The sequence below is a fragment of the Planktothrix sp. PCC 11201 genome (genome assembly GCF_900009135.1).
Classification (GTDB): domain Bacteria; phylum Cyanobacteriota; class Cyanobacteriia; order Cyanobacteriales; family Microcoleaceae; genus Planktothrix.
Genome location: NZ_LT797701.1, coordinates 124,334 through 134,991 on the forward strand (window position 1 = coordinate 124,334; position 10,658 = coordinate 134,991).

11 protein-coding genes are annotated in these 10,658 nt (G+C 42.2%); all 11 read left to right on the forward strand.

Translation table 11 applies throughout. The features are described from left to right. Positions 1-62 precede the first annotated feature (62 nt). The 11 genes from PL11201_RS10865 to hypB all read left to right on the forward strand — a co-directional run bounded on the left by PL11201_RS10865 (position 63) and on the right by hypB (position 10,588). A complete protein-coding gene (locus tag PL11201_RS10865) occupies positions 63-1,679 on the forward strand; it encodes a NuoF family protein (protein ID WP_079678612.1) in 1,617 nt (538 codons plus the stop codon). Positions 1,680-1,912: 233 nt separating this feature from the next. Then, complete coding sequence (gene hcp / locus PL11201_RS10870) at positions 1,913-3,562, forward strand: hydroxylamine reductase (RefSeq protein ID WP_079678614.1); 1,650 nt, start codon at positions 1,913-1,915, stop codon at positions 3,560-3,562. A gap of 308 nt (positions 3,563-3,870) precedes the next feature. After that, positions 3,871-4,587 (forward strand): bidirectional hydrogenase complex protein HoxU, encoded by a 717-nt coding sequence (gene hoxU, locus PL11201_RS10875; RefSeq protein ID WP_079678616.1) that lies wholly within the window; start codon positions 3,871-3,873, stop codon positions 4,585-4,587. After that, positions 4,575-5,123, forward strand: a complete 549-nt coding sequence (locus tag PL11201_RS10880; protein WP_079678617.1) for an NADH-quinone oxidoreductase subunit B family protein — start codon at positions 4,575-4,577, stop codon at positions 5,121-5,123. The genes hoxU and PL11201_RS10880 overlap by 13 nt, the downstream gene beginning before the upstream one ends. A 165-nt stretch (positions 5,124-5,288) precedes the next feature. Beyond that, the gene (locus PL11201_RS10885) at positions 5,289-6,719 is read left to right on the forward strand and encodes a Ni/Fe hydrogenase subunit alpha (RefSeq protein WP_079678619.1); all 1,431 of its coding nucleotides are present in this window, start codon (positions 5,289-5,291) and stop codon (positions 6,717-6,719) included. Between the two features lie 214 nt (positions 6,720-6,933). Then, complete coding sequence (locus tag PL11201_RS10890) at positions 6,934-7,197, forward strand: (2Fe-2S) ferredoxin domain-containing protein (RefSeq protein WP_079678621.1); 264 nt, start codon at positions 6,934-6,936, stop codon at positions 7,195-7,197. 10 nt (positions 7,198-7,207) lie between these two features. Continuing rightward, positions 7,208-7,708, forward strand: a complete 501-nt coding sequence (locus tag PL11201_RS10895; protein WP_079678623.1) for a PAS domain-containing protein — start codon at positions 7,208-7,210, stop codon at positions 7,706-7,708. 48 nt (positions 7,709-7,756) lie between these two features. Further along, positions 7,757-8,923 (forward strand): SpoIIE family protein phosphatase, encoded by a 1,167-nt coding sequence (locus PL11201_RS10900; RefSeq protein ID WP_079678625.1) that lies wholly within the window; start codon positions 7,757-7,759, stop codon positions 8,921-8,923. Between the two features lie 20 nt (positions 8,924-8,943). Continuing rightward, positions 8,944-9,387: a hydrogenase maturation protease gene (locus tag PL11201_RS10905; RefSeq protein ID WP_144017729.1), complete on the forward strand. Its 444-nt coding sequence runs from the start codon at positions 8,944-8,946 to the stop codon at positions 9,385-9,387. A gap of 65 nt (positions 9,388-9,452) precedes the next feature. Then, positions 9,453-9,794, forward strand: coding sequence for a hydrogenase maturation nickel metallochaperone HypA (gene hypA, locus PL11201_RS10910; RefSeq protein WP_079678629.1), 342 nt, complete (start codon positions 9,453-9,455; stop codon positions 9,792-9,794). A 2-nt stretch (positions 9,795-9,796) separates the two neighbouring features. Continuing rightward, entirely contained in the window at positions 9,797-10,588 is a 792-nt protein-coding gene (gene hypB / locus PL11201_RS10915) for a hydrogenase nickel incorporation protein HypB (protein WP_079678631.1), read from the forward strand. Positions 10,589-10,658: the final 70 nt, after the last annotated feature.

Consider the following 10,658-nt stretch of genomic DNA (forward strand, 5'->3'; position numbering starts at 1 on the left):
CCCATTCCCCATTCCCCATTCCCCATTACCCATTACCTACGATATAGAGGAAAACAGAAATTATGGAATATAGCGAATTATTAGAATTAGCCGAGAAGGAACAAAAATCCCAAAAACCGATCCGGGTGCATTGTTGTACCTCAACTGGATGTGTGGCATCAAACTCCTTGGGGGTCAAAGACCAAATGGATGCGGCCGTGAAAGCTGCTGGACTCGAGGAGCGAGTGCAAGTGGTCGGGGTGGGTTGTATGGGATTCTGTGGCCGGGGGCCAATTGTGGAAGTCGAACCCGCCGGACTCCAATACGAGAAAGTCACCCCCGAAGAAGCCCCATCTATTATTGAAGCCCTGAATGGGGGAGAAGCCAAACCCGTCCAAGGCGATCGCAACCATCCCTTTTTTAGTGGTCAACTGCTGATTGTTCGAGAAAATAGCGGTAAAATTGACCCGGAAAAAATTGGCGAATATATCGCCGTGGGTGGATACCAAGCCCTCCACCATGCCGTTTATGAAATGAGTCCGGCCGAGGTGGTGGCGGAAATTACCAAATCCGGGCTACGGGGCCGGGGCGGGGCCGGATATCCTACCGGATTAAAATGGGCTACCGTTGCCAAAATGCCCCCGGGACAGAAATATGTAATCTGCAACGCCGATGAAGGAGATCCCGGTGCCTTTATGGATCGGAGTGTGTTGGAAAGTGACCCCCATCGGATTTTAGAAGGGATGGCGATCGCCGGGTATGCCGTCGGTGCGACCCAGGGGTATATTTACGTCCGGGCCGAATATCCTCTGGCCATCTCCCGTCTGCAAAAAGCCATCCAACAGGCCAAACGTCAGGGAATTTTAGGCAGTCAAATTTTTGGGTCTGGAATAGATTTTCGCATCGATATCCGGGTAGGGGCGGGCGCCTTTGTCTGTGGGGAAGAAACCGCCCTGATTGCCTCCATTGATGGGGGACGGGGCACTCCTCGCCCGCGCCCACCCTATCCCGCCGTTTCCGGGTTATGGGGGGAGCCCACCTTAATTAATAACGTCGAAACCCTGGCCAATATTGCCCCAATTATTAAAAAAGGCAGCGACTGGTTTTCCAGCATTGGGACAGAAAAAAGCAAGGGGACTAAAATTTTCTCCCTTACGGGCAAAATTCGCAATACCGGCTTAATTGAAGTCCCCATGGGGATTAGTTTACGCCAAATTATCGAGGAGATGGGCGGCGGTATTCCCGGCGGGGTGAAGGTGAAAGCCGTGCAAACCGGAGGGCCATCGGGTGGTTGTATTCCCGCAGAACATTTAGATACCCCGGTAGATTATGAATCCTTGGCCCAATTAGGATCTATGATGGGGTCAGGGGGCATGGTGGTACTGGACGAAGACACCAGTATGGTGCAAGTTGCCCAATTCTATATGGAATTCTGTCGGGGGGAAACCTGCGGAAAATGTGTTCCCTGCCGCACCGGAACGGTTCAACTGTATCAAATGTTAACCAAAATTCTCAATAAACAAGCCACCACCGCCGATATTGAGAAAATGAAACTGTTGTCGGAAATGGTCAAAGCCACCAGTTTATGCGGACTCGGACAAACAGCCCCTAACCCAGTCTTGAGTACGTTGCGCTATTTCCCAGAAGAATATGCAGCCCTGTTGCAACCCGAAGAAAGCGGACGGGTTTCGGGGTCTTAATCTTCGGTGAACATGAGGCGGTTTTTATAGCAATCCGCGCTGACGTTGTAACATTTCAATACTGATATGAAACAGTCAGAAGTATTATCCGGTGTTCCCTATTCCCTTTTGCTCATGAATTTTGAACACAACTCGAATAGGATTGCTATATCTGCAATGGGTGACGATATTGTTGTCAACAAAGATAAAATTCACCCATTGTATCCAATACTTTCAAGTAAGGATCATAAAAAATGTTTTGCGAACAATGTGAACAAACCGCCAGTGGTAATGGCTGCCATCAATGGGGGGCTTGTGGTAAAAGTCCAGAAGTTAATTCAATCCAAGATTTATTAGTCTATTGCTTACGCAGTATTGCCCCCATTGCTTTAAAAGCCTATGAGCTAGGAATTCCAAATCGAGAAATTGATCGATTTACCTGTGAATCGATGTTTTCGACGATGACTAATGTTAACTTTAGTACCAAGCGATTTGCTGACTCGGCTCAACAGGCTTTACAATTTCGGGAAACCTTAAAACAAGCGGTGGAAAGTAAAAGTCCCACCCCCATTTCCTGGCCAGAAATTTGTAATTATCAGCCGGATTTTGAGGAAAATTTATCGGAACAGGGACAACAGTTTGCCTTAGATTTAATTCAAAAAGCCAGTGGGAATATTGATATCTATTCCCTGCAATTAACCACCATTTACGGGTTAAAAGGATTGGCTTCTTACGCCTTCCACGCCTACGAACTCGGTCAAGAAGACGAAAAAATTTATCAGTTCATCTATGAAGCCTTAGTCGCTTTAGATCGGCAGGATTTAGACTTAAATGCCTGGGTCGGTTTGGCTTTAAAAGTCGGAGAAATGAACCTACGGGCAATGGAATTATTAGACGCCGGACATACCGGACATTATGGACATCCAACCCCGACAACAGTTCCCTTAAATCATCGTCAAGGTAAAGCTATTTTAGTCTCGGGACATGATATTAAACAGTTAGAAGCCCTGTTACAACAAACCGCCGATACGGGGATTACAGTTTATACCCACGGGGAATTATTACCCGCCCATGGATATCCACTTTTAAAACAAAAATATCCCCATTTGTTCGGACATTTTGGCACAGCTTGGCAGAATCAAACCAAAGATTTTGCTAAGTTTCCCGGAGCAATTGTGGTGACAACAAATTGTTTAATGCCGCCCCATGAAACCTATGATCAAAAACTGTTTACAGTTGGGCCTGTGGGCTATCCAGGGTTAGGCTATTTACCCTCAAATGCTGATGGGATTCCTGATTATACTCCAGTGATTCAAGAAGCGCTAGAACTCCCCGGCTTTTTAGATGATGAAACCCCCCGGGAAGTGAAAACCGGATTTGCCCATAATGCGGTTTTAAGTGTAGCTGATCACGTCGTTGAAGCGGTGAAAGCAGGCAAAATTCGTCACTTCTTTTTAGTCGGCGGTTGTGATGGTGCCAAACCCGGACGCAGTTACTACACAGAATTTGTGGAAAAAGTTCCCCAAGATTGTGTTGTCCTCACCTTAGCTTGTGGAAAATTCCGCTTTTTTGATAAAGAATTAGGTGAAATTGGTAACATTCCTCGATTGATGGATGTGGGACAATGTAACGATGCCTATTCTGCCATTCAAATTGCTTTAGGATTAGCTAAAGCGTTTGATATTGGTGTGAATGAATTACCCCTGTCCATGATTTTGTCATGGTATGAACAAAAAGCTGTGGCGGTGTTATTAACCCTGTTATATTTAGGGATTCAAGACATTCGCTTAGGCCCCACTTTACCTGCTTTTATTTCTCCGAATGTATTCCAATTACTATCGGACACCTATCATCTGAAAGCAATTTCAACCCCCGATGAAGATTTAGCCGCTTGTTTAGCCTAGGGTTAATTTCATGGGTGTCAAAGACGGCTGAAAAAATCTGATTACAGCCGAGATTTGATCCCCCTAAATCCCCCTTAAAAAGGGGGACTTTGAAATCCAGTTCCCACTTTATTTAATAGGGAGGACTTTGAAATCCAATTCCCCCCTTATTAAGGGGGGTTAGGGGGGATCAAACCCTTGATATAACACAAATAAAGCCCTAAAAATCCCGTAAAAAATATTAGAAAAAACTGCTACAATGAAACCAGATACATCTTAAAATGAAAGGATTAAATTTGATATTTAAACCTGAGAGGAGATAAAAAATTATGTCCGTAAAAACCCTAGTTATTGATGGAATTGATGTTGCTGTTGAAGAAGGGACATCCGTTCTCAAAGCCGCCGAAGAAGCCGGAGTCAAAATTCCTAAACTCTGTCATTTAGACGGGGTTTCCGATGTGGGAGCTTGTCGGTTATGCCTAGTAGAAATTAAAGGAATTAATCGTTTATTACCCGCTTGTGTAACCGAAGTGGCAGAAGGTATGGAAGTCTGTACCCAAACCCCCCAACTGCAAGAATATCGACGCATGACTGTGGAGTTATTATTCGCAGAAGGAAATCATGTTTGCGCCGTTTGTGTTGCCAATGGTAACTGCGAATTACAGGACGTTGCGATTGAAGTCGGCATGGATCATAGCCGTTTTCCCTATCGCTTTCCTGAACGGGAAGTAGACATTTCCCATAGTAAATTCGGCATCGATCATAACCGTTGTATTATGTGTACTCGGTGTGTGAGAGTTTGTGCCGAAATTGAAGGAGCCCACGTCTGGGATGTCGGCTATCGGGGAGCCGCAGCTAAAATTATTAGTGGTTTAAATCAACCCTGGGGGGATGTGGATGCTTGTACCTCCTGTGGTAAATGTGTCGATGCTTGTCCCACGGGTTCAATCTTTAAAAAAGGCACCACCACATCGGAAATGCAACGGGATAGTGAAAAACTAGAATTCTTAGCAGATGCAAGAGGGAAACATCAATGGACAAGATAAGATTTGCTACGGTTTGGTTGGCGGGATGTTCCGGTTGCCATATGTCGTTTTTAGACTTAGATGAATGGCTATTTGATCTCGCGGAAAAAGTCGATGTGGTCTTTAGTCCGGTGGGTTGTGACATCAAAGAATATCCTGAAAATGTGGATGTTTGTTTGGTGGAAGGAGCCGTGGCTAACGAAGAAAATTTAGAGTTATTATATCAAGTTAGAAAACGGACTAAACTCTTAATTTCCTTTGGAGATTGTGCGGTCACGGCTAATGTTCCGGCGATGAGAAATATGTTAGGCAGTACGGAACCTGTCTTAAAACGCTGTTATTTGGAACTAAGTGATATCGGGGCTCAATTGCCTCACGAACCAGGAATTGTACCTGAACTGTTAGAGCGAGTTCGTCCGATTCATGAATTAGTTGATATTGACATCTTTTTACCCGGATGTCCTCCTTCTGCGGATAGAATTAAATCGGCGATCGCTCCTTTATTAGAAGGGAAAATGCCTGTAATGGAAGGACGGGAAATGATCAAATTCGGTTAACTGTTGTTGCGCCGTTGTTGCGCCGTTGTTGCGCTTCAGCGCACCCGAGGATATAAGTTATAACCATTAATTCCCATCCTCAAATCTCATTAATAAAGATGCGCCCAAGCGCAACAACGGGATAGAAAAGTTCAAGCTAAATAACAAACTACAGAGGTTAAAAATATGTCTAAAACCGTTATTATTGATCCCGTAACTCGGATTGAAGGTCACGCTAAAATATCTGTTTATTTAGATGATGCGGGAGAAGTCGAAAATGCACGGTTTCACGTCGTAGAATTTCGCGGTTTTGAAAAATTCTGCGAAGGACGACCGATGTTTGAAATGGCTGGAATTACCGCCCGAATTTGCGGAATTTGCCCCGTGAGTCACCTCCTAGCCGCCGCCAAAACTGGCGATAAAATCCTCGCAGTCCAAGTCCCTCCGGCCGGGGAAAAACTGCGCCGAATGATGAATTTAGCCCAACTTACTCAATCCCATGCGTTAAGTTTTTTCCACCTCAGTAGTCCTGATTTTCTATTAGGTTGGGATAGTGATCCAGCTAAACGAAATGTCTTTGGTTTAATGGCGGCTGATCCCGATTTAGCCCGGGCCGGAATTCGCTTGCGTCAGTTCGGACAAACGGTGATTGAACTATTAGGCGCGAGAAAAATTCACGCGGCTTGGGCTGTTCCCGGTGGCGTGCGTTCTCCCCTTTCCGATGAAGGGCGAGAATGGATCATTGATCGCTTACCCGAAGCCCGACAAACCACCGAATTAGCTATTAGTATCTTTAAGCGGTTATTAGATACGGAATTAAAAACCGAAATCGATGTTTTTGGCAAATTCCCCTCATTATTTATGGGATTAGTTGCCCCCGATGGGACTTGGGAACACTACGGCGGACACCTAAGATTTATTGATAGTAATGGGGAAATTGTCGCCGATGGTTTGAGTGAAGATAACTATCAAGATTTCCTGGGAGAAGCCGTCGAAAATTGGTCTTATTTGAAGTTTCCCTATTACAAACCCCTGGGATATCCCGATGGAATTTATCGGGTGGGGCCCTTAGCCAGATTGAATGTTTGTGACTGTATTGGTACGGAAGATGCCGACCGAGAATTAATTGAATTTCGTCATCGAGCCGGGGGACGGGTCGCCACTTCTTCCTTCTTCTATCATTATGCTCGTTTAGTGGAAATTCTAGCTTGTATTGAAGCCATTGAACAGTTAGTTGATGACCCGGATGTCGTCTCAAAACGGGTGCGTTCAGAAGCGGGGATTAACTGTTTAGAAGGAGTGGGCGTGAGTGAAGCTCCTCGGGGTACGTTATTCCATCATTATCAAGTAGATGAAAACGGATTAATTAAGAAAGTTAACTTAATTATTGCCACGGGACAAAACAATTTAGCCATGAATAAAACCGTGACTCAAATTGCCCAACATTATATTCATGGAAATGATATTCCAGAGGGAATGTTAAACCGAGTGGAAGCCGGAATTCGGGCTTATGATCCGTGTTTAAGTTGTTCCACCCACGCCGTCGGTCAAATGCCCTTACACATCCAATTAATTCAAAAGGACGGAACAATTATTCAAGAAAAATACCGCCATTAACCCCACCGTTGTCGCGCCGTTGTTGCGCCGTTGTTGCGCTTCAGCGCAATCTTAAGATCTCAAGCCCAACAACATTTTTTAATCCCGTTGTTGCGCTTCAGCGCAATCTTAAGGGCTAAAGCCCAACAACATTTCTCAATCCCGTTGTTGCGCTTCAGCGCAATCTTAAGGGCTAAAGCCCAACAACGAATTTATGATATTAGGAAGCAAAATAATGCCAAAGGAAAACTTATATTTATGTATGGGTTCCGCTTGTCATCAGCTTGGAGTGTATGAAGTGTTACCGAAATTGCAAGCCTTGATGAGTGAATATAATATTGATCACAAAGTTGAGCTAAAAGGCTCATTTTGTTTAGAAACTTGTAGTTCGGGAATTGTGATGAAATTTAAGGACTTACATTTTATTAATATTAGTCCTCAAAATATTGAAGATAGATTTTTGCAAGAAATTCTTCCCGCGATTAAAGATCAGAATTGAGATAAAAACCATGTTAGAAACAACTCAAAATCACCTCTGGCAACTTTTATGGGAATATGATCCTAACGGTTTAATTGCCGTAGACTCAGACTTGATGATTAAAGTTGTTAATCCAGCTTTTTGTAAACTGTTTAATGTTGAAGCGAGTGAAATTATTGGTCAACCCGTAACCGAAATTTTAGGGACGGTAGATCATTTTAAAACGGTTTGGGAAACTAATCAGGTGATTCGAGGACGGGAAACGGAATATCCTGAATATCATTTGTATATTCGAGAGTTTATTTTTCCCATTAAAGATGAAAATATTATTGGCTGTATTATGAGCGATATTACCGCCGAAATGGAACGCAAAAAAGAAACCGACAGAATTAAAGCGGAAACCGTTAAAAAAGTGAATGAAGTGGTTGATAATCAAATGAAAGTCGCTCAAGAAATTGCCGGGTTATTAGGAGAAACCACCGCCGAAACTAAAATTAGTTTACTCAAAATTATTGAAATGGTGAATCAGTAACTCAGGCAATGGGCAGGAGTCAGGAATTAAGTCATCTTTAAAATTAATATGAATCAAGATAACTTTTTTGATATTTGTTACCTGAGTTTGAATAAAAAAGGCGAAGAACTTTGTGGTGACCAAGTTAAATTTACCAAAACCGGAACTAAAAGCACCATTGTTTTATCCGATGGTTTAGGAAGTGGGGTAAAAGCGAGTATTTTAGCCACCTTGACCACGGAAATTTTAATCACCATGTTAAATGCGGATGTCCCTTTAGAGGAAGTGATTAAAACCGTGATTGGAACCTTACCTATCTGTCAGGTGAGAAAAATTGCCTATGCAACTTTTACGATTATTTCGATTAATCATTTAACTAATGAATTTAAAGTCATTAATTTTGATAATCCACCCATTCTTTATTTTAAAAAAGGTCGCATTGTTAAATTAGAAACCAAAATTGATAAAATTTTAGGGAAAAAAATTCAATCTTCAGAAGGAACATTAGAGCGGGGAGATTTTATTGGGGCAATTAGTGATGGTATCCTTTATGCGGGGTTAGGGGATACGATGAATTTTGGCTGGGGTTGGGATAATATTGCCAAATACATGGAGAGAATTTTTATTAGTCAAGCGACTAATTCTCGAACAATTATTGAGCAAGTAATGTCTGAAACCCGTTCTTTATATCGGGAAAAAATTGGTGATGATGCAACTTTTGTGGGGGTTTATGTTAGAAAACCCAACCCGGTCATGATTTTTACTGGCCCGCCTTTAGATATTACTCAGGATGAATTGTATGCCGATAGATTATTAAATTTCCCAGGTAGAAAAGTGATTTGTGGCGGAACAACAGGGAATTTAGTGGCAAATTATATGGGGGAAACCATTGACATGGATATTGCAACCATGCGAAAAGATTTACCGCCCATTGGTAAATTAAAAGAAGTAGATTTAGTCACAGAAGGAATTTTAACGATTTCTAAAGCCACGGAAATTTTGAGAAAATGCAAGGGGGATATTGATCGGTTGGCTTCTGATAATAATGGGGCGGTTTTATTGGCGCGGGAAATTATCGAAGGGGATTCGATTTATTTTTTAGTGGGTCAACAAATTAATGAGTTTTATCAGAACCCTTTATTACCTAAAAATATTTCAATTCGTCGCAATTTAATTGAAGATTTAGTTCAATTACTTCGCAGTCAACAAAAGGAAGTTATGATAGAATATTGTTAATATAAAATATAGAAAATAATATGATTTTAATTGTCGGATATGGCAACCCCATTCGAGGAGATGATGGTGTTGGTCAAGCGGTAATTAGTGAAATTGAGCAGTGGAACTTAACCAATGTGCGATCGCTTTCTCTCCATCAACTCACCCCCGAAGTCGCCGCAGAAATGGCGGAAGTTGATACCGTTATTTTTGTCGATGCTGCTTTAGAAGGAGAGACAATTAATATTATTTCCTTAGAAGCCTTACCCTCAAATTTATTTAATTGGGGACATTCTTTAAATCCGCGATCGCTTTTATCCTTAACCCAATTTCTCTATCAAAAACAACCCCAAGCCTGGTTAATTGCGATCCCAGGAGAAAATTTTGAACTCTGTGAAACCCTATCTCAAAAAGCTCTCAATGGCATTCAAGAGGCTTTAGAAATCATTAAAAATTTAGTGCATAAAACCCAAAATAAATTATAATGAATTGTTAGGAACTCTCAAGGAATAAAAACAACTCTAAGAAAGGGTTGCTACCCCCATCAATTATGCACGAAGTTAGTATTATGGAACAGACCCTAGAGATTGCCTTAAACCATGCTAAACAACAAGGGGCAACTCGAATTCATTGGATTAAAATGAAAGTAGGGGAATTATCGGGAGTGATCCCAGAGGCGTTAGAATTTGCCTTTGATGTAGTGGTGAAAGGGACAATAGCAGAAACCGCTATTTTTGAAATAGATTCTATTCCAGTTCGCTGTTATTGTCATCATTGTCAGGTGGAATTTCAACCGGATAATTATATTTATGAATGTCCCCATTGTCATCAATATAGCCTTGATATTCTTCAGGGAAAAGAGTTAGAATTAACATCTTTAGAGGTTTCTTAATTATGTGTACCAATTGTGGCTGTGCTGTTACCCCTGGAAAAGTAGAAATCCATAGTCATGATGATCATGAACATCCTCATACCCATGACCATAACCATGAACATTCTGATCATGATCATACCCATCAAACCCTAACCATTCATGAAGCAATCTTATCTAAAAATGAACGATTAGCCGAACGAAATCGGGGCTTTTTTTGGGGTAAAGGACTCTTTGTTTTAAATGTTTTATCTTCTCCCGGTTCAGGAAAAACAGCCTTTATTGAACGGACTTTAACTGATGTTAATTCCCATCTTCCCGGGGCGGTAATTGTAGGAGATTTAGCCACGGATAATGATGCTCAAAGACTCAGACGGTCGGGGGCACAAGTGGTTCAAATTACTACCGGAAATGTTTGCCATTTGGAAGCGGATATGGTCGCTAAAGCCATTTTTGACATGAACTTAGATGGGGTCAAATTATTAATTATTGAAAATGTTGGTAATTTAGTCTGTCCGGCGGCCTATGATTTAGGAGAAAATCAACGGGTTGCGTTACTTTCTGTCACCGAAGGAGAAGACAAACCCTTAAAATATCCGACCTTATTTAAAACGGCTGATGTGGTAATTATTAATAAAATTGATATTGCAGAAGTCGTGGGTTTTGATCGAGAATTGGCTTTAAATAACATTAAAAAAATTGTCCCCCAAGCTCGAATTTTTGAGGTTTCTGCTAAAACCGGGGTGGGAATGAAGGAATGGTATCAATTTTTAGAACAACAGGTTAAAGAAACCAGCCCTAGGTTAAGTGTATAGAAGGGAGCGGGGGAGCAGGGGGAGCGGGGAAGGTAGGGGAGCAGGGGGAGCAGGGGAGCAGGGGGAGCAG

Excerpts from the sequence above, each read along its gene's own strand:
- PL11201_RS10900 (WP_079678625.1), top strand. The coding sequence starts at position 7,757 with ATGAATCAAGATAACTTTTTTGATATTTGTTACCTGAGTTTGAATAAA.
- PL11201_RS10905 (WP_144017729.1), top strand. The coding sequence starts at position 8,944 with ATGATTTTAATTGTCGGATATGGCAACCCCATTCGAGGAGATGATGGT.
- PL11201_RS10865 (WP_079678612.1), top strand. The coding sequence starts at position 63 with ATGGAATATAGCGAATTATTAGAATTAGCCGAGAAGGAACAAAAATCC.
- PL11201_RS10890 (WP_079678621.1), top strand. The coding sequence starts at position 6,934 with ATGCCAAAGGAAAACTTATATTTATGTATGGGTTCCGCTTGTCATCAG.
- PL11201_RS10885 (WP_079678619.1), top strand. The coding sequence starts at position 5,289 with ATGTCTAAAACCGTTATTATTGATCCCGTAACTCGGATTGAAGGTCAC.
- hoxU (WP_079678616.1), top strand. The coding sequence starts at position 3,871 with ATGTCCGTAAAAACCCTAGTTATTGATGGAATTGATGTTGCTGTTGAA.
- PL11201_RS10895 (WP_079678623.1), top strand. The coding sequence starts at position 7,208 with ATGTTAGAAACAACTCAAAATCACCTCTGGCAACTTTTATGGGAATAT.
- hcp (WP_079678614.1), top strand. The coding sequence starts at position 1,913 with ATGTTTTGCGAACAATGTGAACAAACCGCCAGTGGTAATGGCTGCCAT.
- PL11201_RS10880 (WP_079678617.1), top strand. The coding sequence starts at position 4,575 with ATGGACAAGATAAGATTTGCTACGGTTTGGTTGGCGGGATGTTCCGGT.
- hypB (WP_079678631.1), top strand. The coding sequence starts at position 9,797 with ATGTGTACCAATTGTGGCTGTGCTGTTACCCCTGGAAAAGTAGAAATC.
- hypA (WP_079678629.1), top strand. The coding sequence starts at position 9,453 with ATGCACGAAGTTAGTATTATGGAACAGACCCTAGAGATTGCCTTAAAC.